21 protein-coding genes are annotated in these 24,787 nt (G+C 70.0%); 20 read left to right on the top strand and 1 reads right to left on the bottom strand.

All coding sequences use genetic code 11. The annotated features are described in order from the left end of the window. The first annotated feature begins 136 nt into the window (after window positions 1–136). The 20 genes from EFK10_RS45465 (at window position 137) to EFK10_RS45560 (ending at window position 23,630) form a co-directional block, all read left to right on the top strand. Window positions 137–496 (top strand): NADH-quinone oxidoreductase subunit A, encoded by a 360-nt coding sequence (locus EFK10_RS45465; RefSeq protein WP_127361492.1) that lies wholly within the window; start codon window positions 137–139, stop codon window positions 494–496. A gap of 20 nt (window positions 497–516) precedes the next feature. After that, a complete protein-coding gene (locus tag EFK10_RS45470) occupies window positions 517–1,071 on the top strand; it encodes a NuoB/complex I 20 kDa subunit family protein (RefSeq protein ID WP_127361493.1) in 555 nt (184 codons plus the stop codon). Then, a complete protein-coding gene (locus tag EFK10_RS45475; RefSeq protein WP_127361494.1) occupies window positions 1,068–1,805 on the top strand; it encodes an NADH-quinone oxidoreductase subunit C in 738 nt (245 codons plus the stop codon). Before EFK10_RS45470 ends, EFK10_RS45475 begins: the two co-directional genes overlap by 4 nt. Continuing rightward, window positions 1,802–3,136 carry an NADH-quinone oxidoreductase subunit D gene (locus tag EFK10_RS45480; protein WP_127361495.1) on the top strand — a complete coding sequence of 445 codons (1,335 nt, stop codon included), beginning with the start codon at window positions 1,802–1,804 and terminating at the stop codon, window positions 3,134–3,136. Before EFK10_RS45475 ends, EFK10_RS45480 begins: the two co-directional genes overlap by 4 nt. 26 nt (window positions 3,137–3,162) lie before the next feature. Next, complete coding sequence (gene nuoE / locus EFK10_RS45485) at window positions 3,163–3,978, top strand: NADH-quinone oxidoreductase subunit NuoE (RefSeq protein ID WP_206305846.1); 816 nt, start codon at window positions 3,163–3,165, stop codon at window positions 3,976–3,978. Window positions 3,979–3,980: 2 nt separating this feature from the next. After that, window positions 3,981–5,312, top strand: coding sequence for an NADH-quinone oxidoreductase subunit NuoF (gene nuoF, locus EFK10_RS45490; protein ID WP_127361497.1), 1,332 nt, complete (start codon window positions 3,981–3,983; stop codon window positions 5,310–5,312). Continuing rightward, complete coding sequence (locus tag EFK10_RS45495; protein ID WP_127361498.1) at window positions 5,309–7,771, top strand: NADH-quinone oxidoreductase subunit G; 2,463 nt, start codon at window positions 5,309–5,311, stop codon at window positions 7,769–7,771. The genes nuoF and EFK10_RS45495 overlap by 4 nt, the downstream gene beginning before the upstream one ends. A 32-nt stretch (window positions 7,772–7,803) precedes the next feature. Beyond that, entirely contained in the window at window positions 7,804–9,117 is a 1,314-nt protein-coding gene (gene nuoH / locus EFK10_RS45500; protein WP_127361511.1) for an NADH-quinone oxidoreductase subunit NuoH, read from the top strand. Continuing rightward, on the top strand, window positions 9,110–9,727 hold the full coding sequence (gene nuoI, locus EFK10_RS45505) for an NADH-quinone oxidoreductase subunit NuoI (protein ID WP_127361499.1): 618 nt from the start codon (window positions 9,110–9,112) through the stop codon (window positions 9,725–9,727). The genes nuoH and nuoI overlap by 8 nt, the downstream gene beginning before the upstream one ends. Further along, window positions 9,724–10,548, top strand: coding sequence for an NADH-quinone oxidoreductase subunit J (locus EFK10_RS45510; RefSeq protein ID WP_206305845.1), 825 nt, complete (start codon window positions 9,724–9,726; stop codon window positions 10,546–10,548). Before nuoI ends, EFK10_RS45510 begins: the two co-directional genes overlap by 4 nt. Continuing rightward, entirely contained in the window at window positions 10,545–10,844 is a 300-nt protein-coding gene (gene nuoK, locus EFK10_RS45515; protein ID WP_127361500.1) for an NADH-quinone oxidoreductase subunit NuoK, read from the top strand. Before EFK10_RS45510 ends, nuoK begins: the two co-directional genes overlap by 4 nt. Before the next feature lie 13 nt (window positions 10,845–10,857). Continuing rightward, window positions 10,858–12,756: an NADH-quinone oxidoreductase subunit L gene (gene nuoL / locus EFK10_RS45520; protein WP_127361501.1), complete on the top strand. Its 1,899-nt coding sequence runs from the start codon at window positions 10,858–10,860 to the stop codon at window positions 12,754–12,756. A gap of 94 nt (window positions 12,757–12,850) precedes the next feature. Further along, window positions 12,851–14,446 carry an NADH-quinone oxidoreductase subunit M gene (locus EFK10_RS45525; protein WP_127361502.1) on the top strand — a complete coding sequence of 532 codons (1,596 nt, stop codon included), beginning with the start codon at window positions 12,851–12,853 and terminating at the stop codon, window positions 14,444–14,446. Beyond that, window positions 14,443–16,092 (top strand): NADH-quinone oxidoreductase subunit NuoN, encoded by a 1,650-nt coding sequence (nuoN, locus tag EFK10_RS45530; protein ID WP_164836461.1) that lies wholly within the window; start codon window positions 14,443–14,445, stop codon window positions 16,090–16,092. The genes EFK10_RS45525 and nuoN overlap by 4 nt, the downstream gene beginning before the upstream one ends. Window positions 16,093–16,362: 270 nt before the next feature. Next, window positions 16,363–17,541, top strand: coding sequence for a carboxylate--amine ligase (locus tag EFK10_RS45535; RefSeq protein WP_240677872.1), 1,179 nt, complete (start codon window positions 16,363–16,365; stop codon window positions 17,539–17,541). Continuing rightward, window positions 17,538–18,734: an NAD(P)-binding domain-containing protein gene (locus tag EFK10_RS45540; RefSeq protein WP_127361504.1), complete on the top strand. Its 1,197-nt coding sequence runs from the start codon at window positions 17,538–17,540 to the stop codon at window positions 18,732–18,734. Before EFK10_RS45535 ends, EFK10_RS45540 begins: the two co-directional genes overlap by 4 nt. Window positions 18,735–19,309: 575 nt before the next feature. Continuing rightward, window positions 19,310–20,332, top strand: coding sequence for a polyprenyl synthetase family protein (locus EFK10_RS45545; RefSeq protein ID WP_127361505.1), 1,023 nt, complete (start codon window positions 19,310–19,312; stop codon window positions 20,330–20,332). 240 nt (window positions 20,333–20,572) lie between these two features. Beyond that, window positions 20,573–21,763, top strand: coding sequence for a LolA family protein (locus tag EFK10_RS45550; protein WP_127361506.1), 1,191 nt, complete (start codon window positions 20,573–20,575; stop codon window positions 21,761–21,763). A 36-nt stretch (window positions 21,764–21,799) separates the two neighbouring features. Beyond that, the gene (locus EFK10_RS45555) at window positions 21,800–22,747 is read left to right on the top strand and encodes an ABC transporter ATP-binding protein (RefSeq protein WP_127361507.1); all 948 of its coding nucleotides are present in this window, start codon (window positions 21,800–21,802) and stop codon (window positions 22,745–22,747) included. Next, window positions 22,734–23,630 carry an ABC transporter permease gene (locus EFK10_RS45560; RefSeq protein WP_127361508.1) on the top strand — a complete coding sequence of 299 codons (897 nt, stop codon included), beginning with the start codon at window positions 22,734–22,736 and terminating at the stop codon, window positions 23,628–23,630. The genes EFK10_RS45555 and EFK10_RS45560 overlap by 14 nt, the downstream gene beginning before the upstream one ends. Here the strand turns inward: EFK10_RS45560 and EFK10_RS45565 are convergent. Continuing rightward, a partial coding sequence (locus EFK10_RS45565) for a galactose oxidase (protein WP_164836463.1) occupies window positions 23,620–24,787 on the bottom strand: 1,168 nt, incomplete at its 5' end. The two genes, EFK10_RS45560 and EFK10_RS45565, sit on opposite strands and share 11 nt — an antisense overlap.

Genomic DNA, 24,787 nt, shown 5'->3' on the forward strand with positions numbered 1-24,787 from the left:
TCACAGACCGGGAGACGTAGGATGCAGGCGGTTCGGGCTTGTGAACTGCCTCACATAGGCACGATCTTCGTGACGTGGCTCACACACCCGGGCACGGTCCGTCATCAGTCATCGTCGACTGGAAGGAGCGGGGACGGTGAACGCCTACGCGCCCATCCTCGTGCTGGGCGGCCTCGCGGCCGGCTTCGCGATCTTCTCCGTGCTCATGGCCTCGTTGATCGGCCCAAAGCGGTACAACCGGGCCAAACTTGAGGCGTATGAGTGCGGTATCGAGCCCACTCCGCATCCGGCCGGTGGTGGCCGCTTCCCGATCAAGTACTACCTCACGGCGATGCTCTTCATCGTCTTCGACATCGAGATCGTCTTCCTCTATCCCTGGGCCGTCACCTTCGACTCCCTGGGGATCTTCGGGCTCGTGGAGATGCTCCTCTTCGTGCTCACCGTCTTCGTCGCCTACGCCTATGTCTGGCGTCGCGGCGGCCTGGAATGGGACTGAAGGGGCGGGAGTAACACAGCATGGGTATTGAAGAGAAACTGCCGAGCGGATTCCTGCTGACGTCTGTCGAGACGGCCGCCGGCTGGGTGCGGAAGGCGTCGGTCTTCCCGGCCACCTTCGGCCTGGCCTGCTGCGCCATCGAGATGATGACCACCGGCGCCGGGCGCTACGACCTGGCCCGCTTCGGCATGGAGGTCTTCCGCGGCTCACCGCGGCAGGCGGATCTGATGATCGTCGCCGGCCGGGTCAGCCAGAAGATGGCCCCTGTCCTGCGCCAGGTCTACGACCAGATGCCGAACCCCAAGTGGGTCATCTCCATGGGCGTCTGCGCATCGAGCGGCGGCATGTTCAACAACTACGCCATTGTGCAGGGAGTTGACCATGTTGTCCCGGTTGACATCTATCTGCCCGGATGTCCACCACGGCCCGAGATGCTGATGGACGCGATCCTCAAGCTCCACGAGAAGATCCGCCACGAGAAGCTCGGCGTGAACCGCGAGCAGGCGGCCCGCGAGGCGGAGGAAGCGGCCCTCAAGGCACTCCCCACGATCGAGATGAAGGGGCTGCTGCGGTGACCGACTCCCCGAACACCCCCAACCCGGACCGCGACGTCCAGGCCGAGAACCTCCCCGGCCAGCGCGCCGACCACGGCGAGGCCATCCGCGTCCAGCGCGGCATGTTCGGCGCCCGCAACGGCGGCGACACCTCCGGCTACGGCGGCCTCGTACGGACCGTAAGGCTGCCCGGGGCCACCAGCCGCCCGTACGGAGGCTGGTTCGACGAGGTCGCGGACGAACTGGAAGGCGCGCTGGAGGAGCAGGACCTCCTCCCGGAGAACGCGATCGAGAAGACCGTCGTCGACCGCGACGAGCTGACCTTCCACATCGCCCGCGAGCACCTGCCACTCGTGGCCGCCACCCTGCGCGACGACCCCGCCCTGCGCTTCGAGCTCTGTACGGGCGTGAGCGCCGTCCACTACCCGGAGGACAAGGGCCGCGAGCTGCACGCCGTCTACCACCTGCGGTCGATCACCCACAACCGGCTGATCCGCCTGGAGGTGTCGGCGCCCGACGCCGATCCGCGCATCCCGTCGATCGTCGGGACCTACCCGACCAACGACTGGCACGAGCGCGAGGTCTACGACTTCTTCGGCCTGATCTTCGACGGTCACCCGGCGCTCACGCGGATCATGATGCCGGACGACTGGCAGGGCCACCCGCAGCGCAAGGACTATCCCCTCGGCGGCATCCCCGTCGAGTACAAGGGCGCCCAGATCCCGGCTCCGGACCAGCGGAGGTCGTACTCGTGACCACCCACCACGCACCCCAGCAAGCCGAAGAGCGCGAGACCACCGAAGGCCGGGTCTTCACCGTCACCGGCGGCGACTGGGACGAGCTCTCGGAGACCGTCGGCAAGGCCGACGACGAGCGCATCGTCGTCAACATGGGTCCCCAGCACCCCTCCACCCACGGCGTGCTCCGGCTCATCCTCGAAATCGACGGCGAGACGGTGACCGAGGCCCGCTGCGGCATCGGCTATCTCCACACCGGTATCGAGAAGAACATGGAGTTCCGGACCTGGACCCAGGGGTCCACCTTCGTGACCCGCATGGACTACCTGACGCCGTTCTTCAACGAGACGGCGTACTGCCTCGCGGTGGAGAAGCTGCTCGGCATCACCACCGAGATCCCGGACCGGGCAACCGTCATCCGCGTGATGCTGATGGAGCTGAATCGCATCTCCTCCCATCTGGTGGCCATCGCCACCGGTGGCATGGAGCTCGGCGCCACCACGATCATGATCTACGGATTCCGGGACCGCGAGCTGATCCTGGACGCCTTCGAGCTGATCACCGGCCTGCGCATGAACCACGCGTACGTCCGGCCCGGCGGCCTCGCCCAGGACCTCCCGCCGGGCGCCGTCGACCAGATCCGCGAGCTGGTGAAGAAGTTCCGCAAGAACCTCCCCGAGTACGACAAGCTCGCCACCGGCAACCCGATCTTCAAGGCCCGTATGCAGGACGTCGGCTACCTGGACCTGGCCGGCTGCATGTCGCTCGGCGCCACCGGGCCCATCCTCCGGGCCGCAGGCCTCCCGCACGACCTGCGCAAGTCGCAGCCGTACTGCGGTTACGAGAACTACGACTTCGACGTCCCGACCGCCGACACCTGCGACTCCTACGGCCGCTTCCTCGTCCGCCTGGAGGAGATGCGGCAGAGCCTGCGGATCGTCGAGCAGTGCCTGGACCGGCTCCAGCCCGGCCCGGTCATGGTCGCCGACAAGAAGATCGCCTGGCCCGCGCAGCTCGCGCTCGGCCCGGACGGACTCGGCAACTCGCTGGACCACATCAAGAACATCATGGGCACCTCCATGGAGGCCCTGATCCACCACTTCAAGCTGGTGACCGAGGGCTTCCGGGTCCCGGCCGGACAGGCGTACGTCGCCGTGGAGTCGCCCAAGGGCGAACTCGGCGTCCACGCGGTCAGCGACGGCGGGACCAGGCCCTTCCGGGTGCACTTCCGGGATCCGTCGTTCAGCAATCTGCAGAGCATGGCGGCGATGTGCGAGGGCGGCCAGGTCGCTGACGTCATCGTCGCCGTCGCGTCCATCGACCCCGTGATGGGAGGCGTCGACCGGTGACAGACGTGAGCCTGGGCATCCCGCAGATGCCCGCGCCGGATTATCCGGCCGACGTAAGGCAGCGGCTCGAAGCCGACGCCCGCGAGATCATCGCGCGCTATCCGAGCAGCCGAAGCGCCCTGCTGCCCCTGCTGCACCTCGTGCAGGCCGAGGAGGGCTATGTCACCCGCACCGGCGTCCGCTTCTGCGCCGAGCTGCTGGAGCTGACGACGGCCGAGGTCACGGCGGTCTCGACCTTCTACACCATGTACCGCCGCAAGCCGAGCGGCGACTACCAGGTCGGGGTCTGCACCAACACGCTGTGCGCCGTCATGGGCGGCGACCAGATCTTCGACGAGCTCAAGCAGCACCTCTCCGTCGGCAACGGCGAGACCACGGAGGACGGCAAGGTCACGCTGGAGCACATCGAGTGCAACGCGGCCTGCGACTTCGCGCCCGTGGTGATGGTCAACTGGGAGTTCTTCGACAACCAGACCCCGGAGTCCGCCAAGCGGCTCGTCGACGACCTCCTGGCAGGCCGAACCGTCGAACCGACCCGGGGCGCTCCACTGTGCACATACAAGGAGACGTCCAGGATCCTCGCCGGGTTCCCCGACGAGCGCCCCGGCGCCGTCGAAGCCACCGGCGGGGCGGGCCACGCCTCCCTCGCCGGACTGCGGCTGGCCCGCGGCGAATCGCTGCCGGGTGCCGGGGCGGGCGTACCGCGCCAGCCCTCGTCGCCGCCGCAGGACGAGACGCCGCCGGCCCACCCCAGCTCGCACGATGCCCCGCTACGGTCCGCGGTCTCCGACCCGGACCACCAGGCTGGGCCGGTCACGGAAGAGGACGGGGAGGACAAGTGACCATGGTGGACTCGGAAGAGAAGCTGCTCTCGCCGGTTCTGTCGGCGTTCTGGGACGACCCGCAGTCCTGGACCCTGAAGACCTACCGCCGTCACGAGGGTTACGAAGGGCTGAAGAAGGCCCTCGCGATGCCGCCCGACGACGTTATCGCCTTCGTGAAGGACGCCGGGCTGCGCGGCCGTGGCGGCGCAGGCTTCCCGACCGGCATGAAGTGGCAGTTCATCCCGCAGGGTGACGGCAAGCCGCACTACCTCGTGGTCAACGCGGACGAATCCGAGCCGGGCACCTGCAAGGACATCCCGCTCCTGTTCGCCAACCCGCACGCGCTGATCGAGGGCATCGTCATCGCCTGCCACGCGATCCGCTCCAACCACGCCTTCATCTATCTGCGCGGCGAGACCGTCCCGGTGCTGCGCCGTCTGCACCACGCCGTCGCCGAGGCCTACCAGGCCGGCTACCTCGGCCCGAACATCCAGGGCTCCGGCTTCGACCTGGAGCTGACCGTCCACGCCGGCGCGGGCGCGTACATCTGCGGCGAGGAGACCGCGCTGCTCGACTCCCTCGAAGGCAGGCGCGGCCAGCCCCGCCTGCGGCCGCCCTTCCCGGCGGTCGAGGGCCTGTACGCGTGCCCGACGGTGGTGAACAACGTCGAGTCCATCGCGTCCGTCCCGGCCATCATGGTCAAGGGGAAGGAGTGGTTCCGCTCGATGGGCAGCGAGAAGTCCCCGGGCTTCACGCTCTACTCGCTCAGCGGCCACGTCACCAACCCCGGCCAGTACGAGGCCCCGCTCGGCATCACCCTGCGCCAGCTGCTCGACATCAGCGGCGGCATCCGGGCGGGCCACCGGCTCAAGTTCTGGACGCCGGGCGGCTCCTCGACCCCGATGTTCACCGACGAGCACCTGGACGTCCCGCTGGATTACGAGGGCGTCGGCGCCGCCGGGTCCATGCTCGGCACCAAGGCGCTGCAGTGCTTCGACGAGACGACCTGCGTCGTGCGGGCCGTGACCCGATGGACCGAGTTCTACGCCCACGAGTCCTGCGGCAAGTGCACGCCCTGCCGCGAGGGCACGTACTGGCTCGTCCAGCTGCTGCGCGACATCGAGGCCGGTAAGGGCGCGCTCTCCGATCTCGACAAGCTCTACGACATCGCCGACAACATCAACGGCAAGTCCTTCTGCGCCCTCGGCGACGGCGCCGCCAGCCCGATCTTCTCCTCCCTCAAGTACTTCCGCGCGGAGTACGAGGACCACATCGAGCTCGGCGCGTGCCCCTTCGACCCGGCCAAGTCCACCGTGTGGGCCGACAAGTCTCACCTGGAGGTGACCGCGTGACCGTCACGACCAACGCCCCCTCCGGAGAGGCGGCGGTACCGTCCGAAGACCTGGTGTCCGTCACCATCGACGGCATCCCGCTTTCCGTACCCAAGGGCACCCTGGTGATCCGGGCCGCCGAGCTGCTCGGCATCGAGATCCCGCGCTTCTGCGACCACCCGCTGCTCGACCCGGTCGGCGCCTGCCGGCAGTGCATCGTCGAGGTCGAGGGCCAGCGCAAGCCCATGGCGTCCTGCACCATCACCTGTACGGACGGGATGGTCGTCAAGACGCAGCTCACGTCCGGCGTCGCCGAGAAGGCGCAGCGCGGGGTGATGGAGCTGCTGCTCATCAATCACCCGCTGGACTGCCCGGTCTGCGACAAGGGCGGCGAATGCCCGCTCCAGAACCAGGCGATGAGCGCCGGCCAGTCCGACACCCGCTTCGAGGGAAAGAAGCGGACGTACGAGAAGCCGGTGCCCATCTCCACGCAGGTGCTGCTCGACCGTGAGCGGTGCGTGCTGTGCGCGCGCTGCACCCGCTTCTCGCAGCAGATCGCCGGTGACCCCTTCATCGAGCTGCTGGAGCGCGGCGCGCTGGAGCAGGTCGGTACCGGCGAGGGCGACCCTTTCCAGTCGTACTTCTCCGGCAACACCATCCAGATCTGCCCGGTCGGGGCGCTGACGTCGGCGGCCTACCGCTTCCGCTCGCGGCCCTTTGACCTCGTCTCGTCGCCCAGCGTCTGCGAGCACTGCGCCGGCGGCTGCGCCACGCGTACGGACCACCGGCGCGGCAAGGTCATGCGGCGGCTGGCCGCCGACGACCCGGAGGTCAACGAGGAGTGGATCTGCGACAAGGGCCGCTTCGGCTTCCGCTACGCGCAGCGGCCGGAGCGCCTTTCGCATCCGCTGGTACGGAACGCCGAGAGCGGGGAGCTGGAGCCCGCCAGCTGGCCCGAGGCCCTGGAGGCGGCGGCACGCGGCCTCCAGCGGGGGCGGACCGGCGTCCTGCCCGGCGGGCGGCTGACGGTGGAGGACGCGTACGCGTACGCCAAGTTCGCCCGGGTCGTGCTCGACACGAACGACGTGGACTTCCGGGCCCGTACGCACTCCGCCGAGGAGGCCGACTTCCTGGCTGCCGCTGTGGCCGGCCGCGGGCGTGATCTGGACGGGAGCGGGGTCACGTACCGCCTGCTGGAGGCCGCACCGGCCGTGCTGCTGGCCGGGCTCGAGGCCGAGGAGGAGGCGCCCGGGGTCTTCCTCCGGCTGCGCAAGGCCCACCGCAAGCGCCGCCAGCAGGCCTACGCGCTGGCGCCGTTCACTACCCGGGGCCTGCAGAAGGCGGGCGGCGTGCTGCTGCCGGCCGCGCCGGGCACCGAATCGGAGTGGCTGGACGCGCTTGCCGGTGGCGTCGGACTGGACGAGCTGGGCCAGCAGGCCGCCGACGCGCTGCGGGCCGAGGGCGCGGTGATCCTGGTCGGCGAACGGCTGGCCGCCATCCCCGGCGCGCTGACCGCCGCCATCCGCTTCGCCCAGGCCAGCGGCGCCACCCTCGCGTGGATCCCCCGCCGTGCCGGTGAGCGCGGCGCCGTGGAGGCGGGCGCCCTGCCCGGGCTGCTGCCCGGCGGCCGCCCGGTCACCGACCCCCGGGCCCGGGACGAGGTCGCCCAGGTCTGGGGCGTCGACCTGCTGCCGCACCGCTTCGGCCGGGACACCGGCGCGATCCTGGCGGCGGCGGCCAAGGGCGACCTGGCGGCGCTGCTCGTGGGCGGCGTCGAACTCGCGGACCTGCCCGACCCGGTGCTCGCCCGCAAGGCCCTGGACGAGGTCGGCTTCGTCGTCAGCCTCGAACAGCGGCCGAGCGAGGTGACCGACCGGGCCGACGTCGTCCTCCCGGTCGCCGCCGTCCCCGAGAAGGCCGGCACCTTCCTCAACTGGGAAGGCCGCGCCCGGCTCTTCGAGGCCGCGCTCAAGCCCGACCAGGCGGTCGGCCGGCTCCAGATGCCGGACGCGCGAGTGCTGACCATGCTGGCCGACGCGCTCGACGTATCCCTGGGCCTGACGGACGTGGCGTCCACCCGGGCCGAGCTCTCGCGGCTCGCGCCCTACGACGGGCCGCACGCCTCGCCGCCGCTGGAGACGCCCGCCACCCTGCCCCAGCCGGGGCCCGGAGAGGCGGTGCTCGCCGGCCACCGGCTGCTCCTGGACCAGGGGCGGCTGCAGGACGGCGACGACGCGCTGGCCGGCACCCGGCATCCGGCGGTGGCCAGGCTCTCCGCCGCCACGGCCGAGGAGGTCGGCGTGGCCGACGGCCAGGTGCTGGAGGTGTCCGGACCGGCCGGGTCCGTACGGCTGCCGCTCCAGGTCACGGCGATGCCCGATCGCGTCGTCTGGCTCCCGCTCAACTCCGTGGGCGGGGGAGTGGCGTCCGACACCGGCGCCGTCCCCGGCCAGGTCGTCAAGCTGGAGGTGCAGCGGTGACCACGCACACACTCGCCGCAGAGAACCTGACGATGTTCGGCACCGACCCGTGGTGGCTGGTGGTCGTCAAGGCGGTCTTCTGCTTCGCGTTCCTGATGGTGACCGTGCTGTTCTCGATCGTCTGGGAGCGCAAGGTCGTCGCCTGGATGCAGCTGCGCATCGGCCCCAACCGTCACGGCCCCTGGGGCATGCTCCAGTCGCTCGCCGACGGTGTGAAGCTGATGCTCAAGGAAGACATCATCGTCAAGCGCGCCGACAAGGTCGTCTACATCCTGGCGCCGATCGTCGCCGCGATCCCGGCCTTCATGGCGATCGCGGTGATCCCCTTCGGCCCCGCGGACAACGAGGTGTCGATCTTCGGGCACCGCACGGCGCTCCAGCTCACCGACCTGCCGATCGGCATCCTCTACATCCTGGCCACGGCCTCGATCGGGATCTATGGCATCGTGCTCGCCGGCTGGTCGTCGGGCTCGACGTATCCGCTGCTGGGTGGCCTGCGCTCGTGCGCGCAGATGATCTCGTACGAGATCGCGATGGGCGTCGCCTTCGCCTCGGTCTTCCTCTACTCCGGATCGATGTCGACCTCGACGATCGTCGAGTCGCAGCAGAACCGCTGGTACATCGTGCTGCTCCCGGTGTCGTTCATCATCTACATCGGCACCATGGTCGGCGAGACCAACCGCGCTCCCTTCGACATGCCGGAGTCCGAGGGCGACCTGGTCGGCGGCTTCAACACCGAGTACTCGTCGATCAAGTTCGCGCTCTTCATGCTCGCCGAGTACGTGAACATGGTGACGGTCTCGGCCGTCGCGACCACGCTCTTCCTGGGCGGCTGGCGGGCCCCGTGGCCCATCAGCACCTTCTGGGAGGGGGCCAACCACGGCTGGTGGCCGATGCTGTGGTTCGTGGTGAAGGTGCAGCTGCTGCTGTTCTTCTTCATCTGGCTGCGCGGCACCCTGCCGCGCGTGCGCTACGACCAGCTGATGAAGCTCGGCTGGAAGGTCCTGATCCCGGTCTCGATGGTCTGGCTGATGCTGGTCGCCACCGTGCGGGCGCTGCGCAACGAGAACTACGACTTCCAGCAGATCGTGCTCTACGTCGGCGGGGCGGTGGTCCTCGTACTCCTGGCCTCGCTCGTGTTCGACGTGTTCCACGATCGCGAGGGCAAGGAACGGGCGGCGGCCGAGAAGGACGCGCCACCACAGGAGTTCGACCCGCTGGCGGGCGGTTTCCCCGTGCCGCCACTGCCGGGGCAGACCCTGCCGCCGGTGCCGCGTCGCCGTTCGCGTGCGGAACGCCAACTCGTCGGCGCCGCCGACAACGAGAAGGAGGCCGACGATGCCTGAGTTCCTCGGCCCGGTCGCAGGCTTCGGCGTGACCTTCAAGGCCATGTTCAAGAAGCGGCTGACCGAGCAGTACCCGGAGGAGAAGAAGCCCACGGCGCCGCGCTTCCACGGGCGGCACCAGCTCAACCGCCACCCGGACGGGCTGGAGAAGTGCATCGGCTGCGAGCTGTGCGCGTGGGCCTGCCCGGCGGACGCCATCTACGTCGAGGGCGCGGACAACACCGAGGAGGAGCGTTACTCCCCGGGCGAGCGCTACGGCCGCGTCTACCAGATCAACTACGCCCGCTGCATCCTGTGCGGCCTGTGCATCGAGGCCTGCCCGACGCGGGCGCTGACGATGACGAACGAGTACGAACTCGCCGACTCCAGCCGCGAATCCCTGATCTTCACCAAGGAGCAGCTGCTCGCGGGCCTCGAAGAGGGCATGGTCGACAGCCCCCACTCGATCTTTCCAGGGACGGACGAGCAGGACTACTACCGGGGCCTGGTCACCGAGGCCGCGCCCGGCACCGAGCGCCAGGTGGCGCGGAGCAAGGGCGAGAAGCCCGACGAGGTGTCGGTGCCCGCCACGGGGGACACCACACCCGCCGGAACGGGAGGCGAAGCATGATCACCCCACTCGCCGCCGCGTACACCACCTCCACCGGGGAGGCGTTCCAGTTCTGGGTGCTCGGCACCGTCGCGGTGCTGGGCGCGCTCGGGACCGTACTGATGAAGAAGGCGGTGCACAGCGCATTGTCGCTGGCGGGGACGATGATCGTCCTGGCCGTCTTCTACCTGGCACAAGGCGCGTACTTCCTCGGGGTCGTGCAGATCGTGGTCTACACGGGCGCGATTATGATGCTCTTCCTCTTCGTCGTGATGCTGGTCGGTATCACCGCCGCCGACTCGCTCAAGGAGACGCTGAAGGGCCAGCGCTGGCTCGCGGCCCTCACCGGCATCGGCTTCGGCATCCTGCTGATGGTCGGCATCGGCAATGCCTCGCTCGGCAACTTCACCGGGCTCGGCCAGGCCAACGCCAAGGGCAATGTCGAGGGCCTGGCGGCGCTGATCTTCACCAAGTACGTATGGGCCTTCGAGATCACCGGCGCGCTGCTGATCACCGCGGCCGTCGGCGCGATGGTCCTCACCCACCGCGAGCGGACCGAGCGCCGGTCGACCCAGCGCGAGCTGTCCGAGCAGCGGGTGCGCGAGGGCCGGCAGGTCCCGCCACTGCCCGCCCCGGGTGTGTACGCCCGGCACAACGCGGTGGACATCCCCGGGCTGCTTCCGGACGGCACGCCGTCCGCGCTGACGGTCAGCGACACGCTGCGGGCACGCGGGCAGGTCCGCGATGTGTCGGGCGAGGCGCTGAGCGATCTGGCCGAGCTGGAGCAGCGTACGGCGGAGCGACTGGGCCGCAAGCCCTCGCGTAAGGAGGTCGGGAAGTGAATCCGGTCAATTACCTGTATCTGTCGGCGCTGCTGTTCACCATCGGCGCGGCCGGGGTGCTCATCCGGCGCAACGCGATCGTGGTCTTCATGTGCGTCGAGCTGATGCTGAACGCCGCCAACCTGGCGTTCGTCACCTTCTCCCGGCTGCACGGAAATCTGGACGGCCAGATCATCGCCTTCTTCACGATGGTCGTCGCCGCCGCCGAAGTGGTCGTGGGACTGGCGATCATCGTGACGATCTTCCGCTCCCGCCACTCGGCCTCGGTCGACGACGCCAGCCTGATGAAGCTCTGAGGGGTAGCGCAAAGTGGAGAACTTGATCGGACTGCTCGTCCTGGCCCCGCTGCTGGGCGCCGGTGTGCTGCTGACCGGCGGCCGGCGGCTGGACCGCACGGGCCACTGGATCGGCACCGCGCTGGCGGCCGCGTCCTTCGTGATCGGCGTCGTCCTCTTCGCCGGAATGCTCGGACGCTCCGGCGAAGGCCGGACACTGCAGTCGCACCTCTTCAGCTGGGTGCCGGTCGGCGGCTTCCAGGCGGATGTCGCCTTCCGGCTCGACCAGTTGTCGATGACCTTCGTCCTGCTGATCACGGGTGTGGGCACGCTGATCCACATCTACTCGATCGGCTACATGGAGCACGACGAGCGGCGCCGCCGCTTCTTCGGCTACCTCAACCTCTTCCTCGCGGCGATGCTGCTGCTCGTCCTCGCCGACAACTACCTGCTGCTGTACGTCGGCTGGGAGGGCGTCGGCCTCGCCTCCTACCTGCTGATCGGCTTCTGGCAGCACAAGCCGAGCGCGGCGACGGCGGCGAAGAAGGCCTTCATCGTCAACCGCGTCGGCGACGTGGGCCTGTCGATCGCGATCATGCTGATGTTCACGACCTTCGGGACCTTTTCCTTCGGGCCGGTCTTCGACGCCGTGAGCAAGGCGCACACGGGGATCCTCACCGGCATCGGCTTCATGCTTCTGCTCGCCGCGTGCGGCAAGTCGGCCCAGGTGCCGCTGCAGTCCTGGCTCGGCGACGCGATGGAGGGCCCGACCCCCGTCTCGGCGCTGATCCACGCGGCGACGATGGTGACGGCGGGCGTGTATCTGATCACCCGCTCGGGTGCCATCTTCAACGCCGCCCCGGACGCGCAGACGGCGGTCGTCACGGTCGGCGCGGTCACGCTGCTCTTCGGTGCGATCGTCGGTTGTGCCAAGGACGACATCAAGAAGGCGCTGGCCGGCTCCACGATGTCGCAGATCGGCTACATGATCATGGCGGCCGGGCTGGGCCCCATCGGCTACGTCTTCGCGATCATGCACCTGGTCACGCACGGCTTCTTCAAGGCCGGGCTCTTCCTCGGCGCTGGTTCGGTCATGCACGGCATGAACGACGAGGTCGACATGCGCAAGTACGGCGGCCTGCGGAAGTTCATGCCGGTCACCTTCGTGACCTTCGGGCTCGGCTATCTGGCGATCATCGGCTTCCCGGGTCTTTCCGGCTTCTTCTCCAAGGACAAGATCATCGAGGCCGCCTTCGCCAAGGGCGGTACGGAGGGCTGGATCCTGGGTGGTGCGGCCCTGCTGGGCGCGGCCATCACGGCCTTCTACATGACCCGCGTGATGCTGATGACGTTCTTCGGCGAGAAGCGCTGGGAGCCCGACGCCGAGGGCCACGAGCCGCACCCGCACGAGTCGCCGAAGTCCATGACGATCCCGATGATCGTGCTGGCCTTCGGGTCGGTCTTCGCGGGCGGGCTGTTCAGCCTCAACTCGTCCTTCCTGAAGTGGCTGGAGCCCGTCACCGGGCACGCGGAGGGCCACTCGCCGGTCAGTGCCGCTACGGTCACAGCCGGCACCATGGTCGTCCTCGTCCTCGGTGTGGGCCTGGCCTGGCTGATGTACGGGCGCCGGCCCGTCCCGCGTACGGCTCCGCGCGGCTCGCTCCTGACCCGGGCCGCACGCCGCGACCTGCTCCAGGACGACTTCAACCACGTGGTGCTGGTGCGCGGCGGCGAGCACCTCACCCGCAGCCTCGTCTATCTGGACCACAGCGTCGTCGACGGCGTGGTGAACGGCACCGCCGCCTCCGTCGGCGGCCTGTCGGGGCGCATGCGCCGCCTGCAGAACGGTTACGTACGGTCCTACGCCGTGTCGATGCTCGGCGGGACCGCCGTGCTGATCGCCGCGACGCTGCTGATGAGGGGGGTGGCGTGATGAGGGCCGAACTGTCCGCCGCGGGGGCCACCCGCCCCCCGGCATCGCGGTGGCCGATCCGCTTTAACAACGCCCGCAACAGGACGGTGGCGTGATGTCTTTCCCCCTTCTGACGGCTACCGCCGCCTTGCCGGCGGTAGGCGCGATCGCCACGGCCGCCGTACCAGCCGCTCGCCGCGTAGCGGCCAAGTGGCTGGCGCTGGGCTTCTCGCTGGCGACGCTCGTGCTGGCCGCGATCGTCGTCGTACGGTTCGACCCGGGCGGGGCGCGCTACCAGCTGACCGAATCGCGCGCCTGGATCAAGGACTTCGGAGTCCGCTACGAGCTGGGCGTCGACGGCATCGCGGTCGCGCTGATCGGTCTCACCGCACTGCTGATCCCCTTCGTCATCGCCGCCGGCTGGCATGACGCGGACCCGCTCGAAGACGCCAACCCCAACCGCCGCTGGCGGCCGACGCAGGGCTTCTTCGCGCTGATCCTGCTGGTCGAGGCGATGGTGCTGATCTCCTTCGAGGCCACCGACGTCTTCGTCTTCTACATCTTCTTCGAGGCCATGCTCATCCCGATGTACTTCCTCATCGGCGGCTTCGGGGACCGTGCCCATGAGCACGGGGAAGAGGAGGCGGCCCGCCAGCGCTCGTACGCGGCCGTGAAATTCCTGCTCTACAACCTGGCCGGCGGCCTGATCATGCTGGCCGCCGTCATCGGGCTGTACGCCGTCACCGCCAACCAGCTCGGCACCGGAACCTTCTCCCTCCAGGAGATCCTGCAGGCGCGGGCCGCCGGCAAGCTGAACATGTCGTCGACGGCCGAACGGGCGCTGTTCCTCGGCTTCTTCTTCGCCTTCGCCGTCAAGGCGCCGCTGTGGCCGCTGCACACCTGGCTTCCGAACGCGATGCAGGAGTCCACCGCCCCCGTCGCCGTCCTGATCACCGCGGTCGTCGACAAGGTCGGCACCTTCGCGATGCTCCGTTTCTGCCTCCAGCTCTTCCCGGAGGCCAGCAAGTGGGCGACGCCGGTGATCCTGGTGCTGGCGGTGATCAGCATCATCTACGGTGCGCTGCTCGCCGTCGGCCAGCGGGACATCAAGCGACTGGTCGCGTACGCCTCCATCTCGCACTTCGGCTTCATCATCCTGGGCATCTTCGCCATGACCTCCCAGGGCCAGAGCGGCGCGACCCTCTACATGGTCAACCACGGGATCTCCACGGCCGCCCTGATGCTGGTGGCGGGCTTCCTGATCACCCGGCGCGGCTCCCGCCTCATCGCGGACTACGGCGGCGTGCAGAAGGTCGCCCCGGTGCTGGCCGGGACCTTCCTGATCGGCGGTCTGGCCACCCTGTCGCTGCCGGGGCTCGCGCCCTTCGTCAGCGAGTTCCTGGTCCTGGTCGGCACCTTCAGCCGCTATCCGGCCCTGGGGATCATCGCGACCGTCGGCATCGTCCTCGCCGCGCTGTACGTCCTCGTCCTCTACCAGCGGACGATGACGGGCCCGGTGAAGGCCGGGGTCGCGGGGATGCCCGATCTGAAGGTCCGTGAACTCGCCGTCGTGGCACCGCTGATCGCGCTGCTGCTCCTGCTCGGCGTGTACCCGAAGCCGGTGACCGACATCGTGAACCCGGCGGTCCGGCAGACGCTCTCCGATGTGCACAAGACCGACCCCAAGCCGCCGCTGGAGGCCTCCAAGTGAGCAGCACCATGGCTGTCCACAGCCTGTGGACAACGGCGGCCACCACCGCCGACAAGATCCCGGCCCCCAAGATCGAGTACGCCCAACTGGCCCCCGTGCTGATCGTCTTCGGCGCGGCGGTCGTCGGGATCATGGTCGAGGCCTTCCTGCCGCGCCGCTCCCGCTACCTCGCCCAGATCGGCGTCAGCGTCCTCGGCATGGCGGCCGCCTTCGCCGCCGTCGTGGCGCTCGCGGCCGACGGTTACGCGAGCAAGAAGGCGCACATCGCGGCCATGGGCGCGGTCGCGGTCGACGGCCCGGCGCTCTTCCTGCAGGGCACGATCCTGCTGGTCGGCATCGTCGGCGTCTTCACCTTCGCCGAACGGCGGCTCGACCCCAAGGCCCACGGCCGGCACGTCGACTCCTTCGCCGCGCAGGGCTCGGCGATCCCCGGCAGCGAGCAGGAGAAGGAAGCGGTCAGGGCCGGGTTCACCACCACCGAGGTCTTCCCGCTGCTGCTCTTCGCGGTGGGCGGCATGCTGGTCTTCCCGGCCGCCAACGACCTGCTGACCCTGTTCGTCGCCCTGGAGGTCTTCTCCCTCCCGCTCTACCTGCTGTGCGCTCTGGCCCGCCGCCGGCGCGTCATGTCGCAGGAGGCGGCGGTCAAGTACTTCCTGCTCGGCGCCTTCTCCTCGGCCTTCCTGCTCTTCGGGATCGCCCTGCTCTACGGCTACGCGGGCACGGTCACGTACTCCGGGATCGCCTCCGTCATCGACGGCACCGCCAAGCTCACCCCGGCCCTGGCCAGTTCCTCGGCCAACGACGCCCTGCTGCTCATCGGCACGGCGCTGGTCGGCATGGGCCTGCTCTTCAAGGTCGGCGCCGTCCCCTTCCACATGTGGACCCCCGACGTCTACGAGGGTGCCCCGACGCCGGTCACCGGCTTCATGGCGGCGGCCACCAAGGTCGCGGCCTTCGGCGCGCTGCTGCGACTGCTGTACGTGGTCCTGCCGGACCTGCGCTGGGACTGGCGGCCGGTGCTGTGGGGCGTCGCCATCCTGACGATGCTGGTCGGCGCCATCATCGCCGTCACCCAGACCGATGTGAAGCGCATGCTCGCGTACTCCTCCATCGCGCACGCCGGGTTCATCCTGGCCGGCGTCATCGCAGCCTCGCCGGACGGTGTCTCCTCGGTGCTGTTCTACCTGGCCGCGTACTCCTTCGTGACGATCGGTGCCTTCGCCGTCGTCACGCTGGTCCGCGACGCGGGCGGCGAGGCCACACACCTGTCCAAGTGGGCGGGGCTGGGCCGGCGCTCGCCGCTGGTGGCGGCGGTCTTCGCGGTGTTCCTGCTGGCCTTCGCGGGCATTCCGCTGACCTCCGGCTTCGCGGGTAAGTTCGCCGTCTTCAAGGCGGCGGCGCAGGGCGGGGCGGTGCCGCTGGTGATCGTCGGTGTGATCTCCTCGGCGATCGCGGCCTTCTTCTATATCCGGGTGATCGTGTTGATGTTCTTCAGCGAGCCGAAGGCCGACGGCCCGACCGTCGCCGTGCCCTCGGCTCTTACCTCCACGGCCATCGCGGTCGGCGTCGCGGTGACGCTGGCGCTCGGGCTCGCGCCGCAGTACTTCCTGGACCTGGCGGGCCAGGCGGGCGTGTTCGTGAGGTAGTGAAGTAACCGCCTTGTGGCACAGGCGTGTTGGCGCCCCGGGATCCGTGGATCCCGGGGCGCCGTGCGTGTCTAAAGAGCTCGCAATGTCCGAAAAAGTCTTGCCGGAATGCTCAATTCGGGCTTAACTTCCTTAGTGGTCATGGTCGGGGTGGGGCCGTGGATACCATGACCATTGGGGGGAAGAGTGCGGAGTTCCGCGTTTGCGATCAATGCTTCCGTTCCTGGGCTGATCGTAAAAATCGGTAACTATCCGCTGCACCATGGCGGCGTGGGGGCGATCCGCAGCCTGGGGCGGCTGGGCGTGCCGATGTACGCCGTCACCGAGGACCGACATACGCCCGCCGCCGCCTCCCGCTATCTGCGCGGCCGCTTCGTGTGGCCGACGACAGGGCTCGAGCCGGCGGAGAAGCTGGTCGAGGGGCTACGGCGGATCGGGCGGGCCATCGGACGGACTGCGGTGCTGATACCGACCGACGAAGAGGCCGCGGTCCTCATCGCCGAGCACGCCGACGAGCTGTCGCCGCACTTTCTCTTCCCCCGGATGGACGACCCGGGCCTGTCGCGTCGGCTGGCGAGCAAGCGCGGGCTGCACGAGCTGTGCGCGCAGTACGGGGTGCCGTCGCCGAGGGCCGCCTTTCCCGACTCGTACGCCGAGATCGAGACGTACGCCGCCACCGCCCGCTTCCCGGTGGTGGCCAAGAACCGCGAGGCCTTCGAACGCCGCCGTGCGCCGGCCGTGCGGGGGACCACCAGGATCGCCGGGGCACGCGAGCTGCTGGAACTCGCCCGGGGGTGGGGCCGGCGGCCCGGGGTGATCCTGCAGGAGTATCTGCCGCGCGAGCATGCCGAGGACTGGATCGTGCACGCCTACTTCGGCTCCCGGGAGCCCGTGCTCTTCACCGGCGTGAAGGTCCGCTCCTGGCCGCCGCACGCCGGGATGACCGCCTGCGCGTATGTCGTGGCCAACCCCGAACTGGCCGAGCTGGCCGCCCAGTTCTGCAAGTCGATCGGCTTCCAGGGCATCGCCGACCTCGACTGGCGCTACGACCGCCGCGACGGCCGCTACAAGCTGCTCGACTTCAACCCCCGTATGGGCGCACAGTTCCGGCTCTTCGAATCGGCAGCCGGGATCGATGTCGTACGCGCCCAGCACCTGGATCTGACCGGGCGGGACATCCCGCGCGCCCCGCAGCGCGAGGGCCGCCGCTTCGTCGTCGAGAACATCGACCTGCCCGCGCTGCTCGCGTACCGCCGCAGCGGCTACACGACCCCGCACGCCCCCGCCCGGGCCTCCGGCACGGAGCTGGCGTGGCTGGCCCGGGACGACCTCAAGCCCTTCGCCGTGATGCTCGCCCGGTTCGTGCGGCCGGGCGCCGCGCACCTGTTGCACATGTACCGCTCACGCCGCTCTCACCGCTCTCACCGCTCTCGAAAGGACGGCACATGAACCCCGTAGCTGTGATCGGGGCCGGACCCTACGGCCTCTCGACCGCCGCTCACCTGCGGGCGCTCGGCGTCTCCGTACGGGTCTTCGGCAGCCCCATGGTGAGCTGGGCGGAGCAGATGCCGACCGGGATGCTGCTGAAGTCCACTCCGGCCGCCTCGAACATCTCCGCGGCCGAGCCGGGCCACACCCTGGGGGACTTCGGGCGCGCGATGGGGGAGCAGCCGCTGGTGTCGGACTGGGACATCATCCCGGTCGACACCTTCATCCGTTACGGACAGTGGTTCCAGGAGCGCCTGGTGCCGGACCTGGAGCAGGTGCGGGTCGTCTCCGTCGACCAGCGCGGCCCCGGCTTCGACCTGAAGCTCGACTCGGGCGAGCAGTTCCAGGCGCGGGCGGTGGTCGTCGCCACCGGGCTGCACGGCTTCGCATACGTCCCCGAGCCGCTGCGGAGCCTCGCCCCCGACGGGCCGTCGGCGGTCGGCCCCGTCTCGCACAGCTCCCACCACCCCGACCTGCGGCGCTTCGCCGGGCGCGAGGTCATCGTGGTCGGCGCCGGCCAGTCCGCGCTCGAGTCCGCCGCGCTGCTCGCGGAATCCGGCGCCCAGGTCCGGTTGCTCGCCCGCCGCCGGGGCGCCGTCGGCTTCGGCGACGCCCCCGACCATCAGCCCCGCTTCCGCCCCGGCTCCCCCTTCGGGCGGGCCTTTTCGCTGTACGCCTTCAGCTACTACGCGCAGGCCTTCCGCTACCTGCCGGCGCCGACCCGGCTCTACCTGGTGCGGCGCGTACTCGGTCCCCTGGGCGCGTGGTGGCTCCGTGAGCGCTTCGAGGGGCGCGTCCGGGTGTCCTCCGGCCACGCGCTGCGGGGTGCCCGCGTGGACTCCGCCTCCGGCAAGGTCGTCCTCTCCACCGCCGCCCCGGGCGGCCGCGCCGCCGAGTTCGCCGCCGACCACGTCCTGGCCGCCACCGGCTACCGCGTCGACCTCGAAGCCCTCGGCTTCCTCGCCCCCTCCCTCCGCACCGCCCTCACCCGCACCGGCGCCTCCCCCCGGCTCCGCCCCGACCTCGCCTCCTCCGTCCCCGGCCTCTACTTCACGGGGCTCCCGGCCGCCGCCACGTTCGGGCCCGTGCTGCGGTTTGTCTGCGGCACGGAGTGGGCGTCCCCGCGGCTCGCGAAGGCGGTGGCCGCGGGCTGATTCCCGCCTCCGCGCCCCTGCCGGGTGGGTGGTTGCGGTCCGTGGGCGGCTGCGGGCCCGTGGCAGGGTTCGTTTCCCCCACCCCGCCCCTTCCCGAAACCGGGGGCGCTGCCCCTGGACCCTCCCCCAGAGGGGGTACCCCCAGGCGCGTGCGCTGTCGGGTGCGGGTCCGTGGCCGGGTTGTGCCAGCCGTTCCTCCTCAGGCGGACGGCCTACCCACAACCCGGACGGGCAAATTCAGCCTGTCCGGCGTTTGAGGACCCTGGGGGTACCCCCTCTGGGGGAGGGTCCAGGGGGTGGGGGCACTCCCCCACCCAAACGAAGGTTTGGGGGAGAGCCCCCCCGGTTTCGGGAAGGGGTGGGGTGGGGGACGGAACCCCTGAGGACGAGCCGGGGGCATGCGCGGTGGAGGGCGGGGCAGGCTTAGGAGCGGCGGGCGTTGGGGCAAATGCGGACGTAGCGAGGCGAGGGGGCCATGCCCCCGCAGCGATCGAGAAGCGACGGGTTACGCTGCCGGTGTAGACAGCGCCACGCCAGAAGCCGCGGAAGCGATCTCAGCGACAGGAGAATCCCTCGTGACGACCGTCGTCGGGCCCTTCGGGCTGAGCGTGCGGGACCAGGCCCTAGAGGCCCACGTCCAGGCCGGGCTGTCGGCCGTCGAGGAAGGCCTGCTGGAAGCCACCAAGAGCGACGTCCCGTTCATCACGGAAGCGGCCCGGCACCTGGTGCAGGCTGGCGGCAAGCGGTTCCGGCCGTTGCTGGTGATGCTGAGCGCGCAGTTCGGCGACCCGCACGCACCGCGGATCGTGCCGTCGGCTGTGGTCGTGGAGCTGACCCACCTCGCGACGCTGTACCACGACGACGTGATGGACGAGGCCGAGGTGCGCCGTGGCGTCCCGAGCGCCAACGCCCGGTGGGACAACTCGGTGGCGGTTCTGACCGGCGACTTCCTGTTCTCGAGGGCCTCGCACATACTGGCCGACCTCGGGCCGGAGGCCGTCCGTATTCAGGCGGAGGCCTTCGAGCGGCTGGTCACGGGCCAGATCCTGGAGACCGTCGGGCCGCGGGACGGGCGGGACCCGATCGCGCACTACCTCGACGTCCTGGCCGGCAAGACGAGCTCGCTGGTCGCTGTGTCCTGCCGGTTCGGCGCGATGATGTCCGGTGCGGACGAGACGGTTGTCGACATCCTCACCCAGTACGGAGAGCGGCTCGGTATCGCCTTCCAGCTGGCCGACGACGTCCTCGACATCGCCAGCGACTCGCACGAGTCCGGCAAGACCCCCGGCACGGATCTGCGCGAGGGTGTGCCGACGCTGCCTGTGCTGCACCTGCGTGCGCAGGTCGCGAAGGCCAACGGTTCCGCCTCCGCCGACGACAGCCGGCTCTGCGAGCTGCTCGACGGCGACCTCAGCGACGACGCCCGGCACGCGGAGGTGCTCGCGCTGCTGCGCGCCCACCCCGCGCTGGAGCAGGCCCGCCGGGACACGATCCGGTACGCGGACGAGGCCCGGGCGAGCCTGGCGCCGCTGCCCGCCTGTGCGGCCAAGCTCGCCCTCGAAGGCCTGTGCGACGCGGTGGTCCATCGCGCAGGCTGAAGCCGCCCGCCCGGCTCGCCCCCGACGACGCGGCAACAGCCCAACCCCCATACGTTCCTGGGGGTCTGTCATCCCAGGGGCGTACGCGTGGTTGATCCCGTCGGCTGATGCGCGGGTCCGGCCGGTTTGGTGTGATGGAACCACCATCACACGGCGGATCGGGTGACAATGGGCCCTAGAGGTGGACGAGTGCGACGCAAGCAGGCCCGCCGGCGACGACGAAGGTAGGGACGGACAGCAATGGCACGAATCCCAGCGACAGACGACAGCCCCGAGAGGCGAAGGAAGGCGATACGTTACGCCGTACCCGTCCTCGCGGCGGGTGTGGCGGCGGCGACGATCGGACTCGTACCGGCACTTGCCAGCGCGGGCAGCCCGAATCTGCCGGACATCACCGCGAAGAAGCTGATCGAGAAGATCGCGGTTTCCGATACGCAGACGATCTCCGGCTCGGTGAAGTTCAGTACGGACTTCGGACTCCCGGCCATCGCAAGTGCGTTCGGGAGCAGTCTGGGCGGCAGCGGCACGGGCGGCAGCGCGAGCGCCAACCCGAACGACCAGCTCACCAAGCTGCTCACCGGCACGCACACGCTCCAGGTGGCGGCCGACGGCCCGGACCGGCAGAAGGTCTCGATCGTCGAGTCCGCCGCCGAGTACAGCGTCATCCACAACGGCAACGATGTGTGGGCGTACGACAGCGGCAGTAACCAGGCGTACCACTCGACCGCCCCGCAGGGGGCCAAGAGCGGCGCCGGGACGGACCACACGTCTTCCACGCTCACCCCGCAGCAGGCCGCGGACCAGGCGCTCAAGGCGGTGGACAGCACCACCTCCGTCACCGTCGACGGCACGGCGAAGGTCGCCGGACGGGACGCGTACCAACTGCTCATCAAGCCGACGCAGGCCGACACGACGGTCGGCTCGATCCGTATCGCCGTCGACTCGGCGACGGGTGTCCCGCTGAAGTTCACGCTCACGCCCAAGGGCAGCGCGAAGCCGGCCGTCGACATCGGCTTCACGAAGGTGGACTTCGGCAAGCCCGCGGCGAGTACGTTCACCTTCACCCCGCCCAAGGGCGCCAAGGTGACCACGGAGAAGTCCGGCGCGGACGCGGCGAAGAAGGACGGCACGAAGGCGCAGGACAACGCCAAGTCCGCCCTCGACGGTCTGAACGTCATCGGCACCGGCTGGGACTCGATCGCCGAACTGAAGACCCCCAAGGGCAGCCTGACCGGGCAACAGAGCAACACCAAGGGCAGCACCTTCGACACCCAGTCCCTGATCAGCAGCTTCGGCAAGACGGTCAAGGGCAGCTTCGGCTCGGGCACGTTCGTCAGCACCCGCGTGGTCAACGCCCTGATCACCGACAGCGGCAAGGTCTACGTCGGCGCGGTGAGCCAGGACGCGCTGGTCAAGGCCGCGAGCAAGTAGGCCCAATGGCCTAGCAGGCACGGACGAAGGAGCGCGATGGAGGAGTTGCCCGCCGTGATCTCAACCCATGGGCTCACGAAGCGTTACCGGGGCGGGCAGCTCGCCGTCGACGGGCTCGACCTGACCGTGCCACGCGGCAGCGTCTTCGGCTTCCTCGGCCCCAACGGCTCGGGCAAGACCACGACCATCCGCATGCTGATGGGCCTGATCGAGCCGACCTCCGGCACCGCGCGCGTCCTCGGCGAACCCATGCCGCGCGCGGTGCGCACCGTACTGCCCAGAGTCGGGGCCCTCATCGAGGGCCCCGCCCTGTACGGCTTCCTCTCCGGCCGCGACAATCTGCTGCGTTACGACTCCGCCGACCCCACCGCCGACCCCCGCACCCGCCGGGACCGGGTCGGCGAGGCGCTGGACCGGGTCGGACTCGCGGCGGCCGCGAGCAAGAAGGCCCGCGCCTACTCGCTCGGCATGAAGCAGCGTCTCGGGCTGGCCGCCGCCCTGCTGCGGCCGCGCGACCTGCTGGTCCTGGACGAGCCCACCAACGGCCTGGACCCGCAGGGCATGCGGGAGATCCGCTCCCTGGTCAGAAGCCTGGCCGCCGACGGCACGACCGTCTTCCTCTCCTCGCATCTCCTCGACGAGATCGAGCAGGTCTGCACCCACGCCGCCGTCATGACACGCGGCCGCCTCATCACCCAAGGCCCCGTCGACGCCCTCGCGGCGCGCAGCCGCCTCGCCGTCACCACGCCGGACACCGCCGACACTGTACGGGTCCTCAAGGAGCTCGGCGTGACGGACCTGGAGACCACCGCCGACGGCAAGGTAACCGGCGACCTCCCGCCCGACCCCGTACCCGACCTGGCCGACCTCAACGCCGCCCTGGTCGCCGCCGGCGTCCGCGTGCGTGGCTTCGGCCTTGAACGGGCCTCGCTGGAGGACGCGTTCCTCGCCCTGACCGGGGAGGGCTTCGATGTCGCAGGCTGAAACGCTGCCCACGCCGGCGCCAAGGCCCGGCGTTCTCTGGCAGCTCGGTCTCTTCCGCAGTGAATTCATCACCGTCATGCGCCGCTGGCGCACCCTCGCGCTGTTGGCCGTCCTCACCGGTGTGCCCGTCCTCATCGGCATCGCGGTCAAGATCGACACCAACGGCGGCGGGGGCAGAGCCGGCGGAGGTGGAAGCGGCGGTGACGGCGGCGGCCCCGCCTTCATCGCCCAGATCACCAACAACGGCCTCTTCCTGGTCTTCACCGGTCTGGCCGCTACCCTCCCCTTCTTCCTCCCCATGGCCATCGGCGTCATCGCGGGCGACTCCATCGCGGGTGAAGCCAACTCCGGCACCCTGCGCTACCTACTCGTCGCCCCGGCCGGCCGGACCCGCCTGCTCCTCGCCAAATACGCCTCCGTACTGGCCTTCTGCGTCGTCGCCACCCTCGTCGTAGCCGCCTCCGGGCTGATCGTCGGCGCCATCCTCTTCCCGCTCGGCGACGTCACCCTCCTGTCCGGGACCACCATCTCCTTCACCGAAGGCCTCTGGCGCGCCCTCCTCATCGCCGCCACCGTCGCCCTCTCGCTCACTGGCATAGCCGCCCTCGGCCTGTTCATCTCCACCCTCACCAACAGCGGCATCGCCGCCATGGCCACCACCGTCGGCCTCCTCATCACCGTCCAGATCGTCGACCAGATCCCCCAGCTGCACGCCATCCAGCCCTACCTCTTCCCCCACTACTGGCTCAGCTTCGCCGACCTGCTCCGCGACCCCGTCTACTGGGACGAACTGCGGCGCAACTTCGGACTCCAGGGCCTGTACGTGGCCGTCTTCGGGTCGGCCGCCTGGGCGCGCTTCACCACCCGCGACATCACGGCCTGACGGCCCACACCGCGGGCGTACGGATGCCGGGCCGGACCTCGCCGCTGACGATGACGAGGTCGTCGCCCCACCGCACGGCGGGGGTGGTGACCTGGGAGGGGCCGGGGAAGTCGCCCACGACGCGCCAGCGGTCGCGGTGGGTGTCGTAGAGCAGCAGCTCGCGGTTGAAGCCGGTGTGATGGTCGTAGATCCAGGTCACCACGTCCTTGTGGCCTGCCGCCGTCTGCCGCTGGATCAGATTCCAGCGGGCCAGGTCCTTGTCGCCGCCCGCGAGGAGGAGGTGGCGGCCGTCGCCCACCGGCCACGCAAGGCCCGCGGTGACACACCAGGGCAGCTCGGTGAGGGTGCGCCAGGTGGCGGTGTGGGGGTCGTAGGCGTAGGCGTCACGGTAGAAGTGCCACGTGCCGTCGGCGTCGGCGGCACGGCCGCTCAGCAGGTAGAACCTGCCGCCGACCGCCGCTCCGACGGCCACGCTCCTGGCCGGCCCCGGCCAGGTGGGGAGGGTGCGCCAGCCGTCGCCCGGGCGGGCCAGGTCGAGGGAGTAGAAGTCGGCGCCCTCCGCGACGTAGAGCTTCCTTCCGATCAGCGCGGCCACGGCGTACGACATCGGGCGGGGGAGGTCCGGCAGGTTCTCCCGTACGAGCCGGTGCGCGGCCGGGTCGTAGCGGAGCCGGAACACGTCCGCGAACTTCGTCACCGTCGCGAGCGACGCGCCGTTCGGGCCGCCACGGAAGCCCTCGCCTCCGACCACCAGGACCCCGTCGGCCGTACTGACGCACGCGGAGTATGCCAGCGCGTCCGGCAGGCTCAGGCTCCGGTCCAGCCACGTCCGGTCCGGGCCCATCACGAAGGCGTCGGCCCAATAGATCTTGCCCAACGTATTCGCCCTGCTCGCCGTGAGCGCCGGCTCCGGGAAGTTGGCCCCTCCGGCCGCGATCAGGTAGCCGCCGTGGGCGCCCACCACCATTCCGGCGAGGCCGATTTGCCGCCAGTAGTCCTCCCGGACCGGGATCGCCGCGTTACATGCCGTCCTGTTCGGCGGCAGGTCCGGCAACCGGCGGAACGCGGGCCTGCCGGTGCCCTCGGCGGCGGCCGCCGCCGGGCTAGCGGCCCCGGCCCCCACCAAGGGCGCGGCCGCGGCCCCGGCCGCAAAGGCC

The sequence above is a fragment of the Streptomyces soli genome (genome assembly GCF_003999195.1).
GTDB classification, from domain to species: domain Bacteria; phylum Actinomycetota; class Actinomycetes; order Streptomycetales; family Streptomycetaceae; genus Actinacidiphila; species Actinacidiphila soli.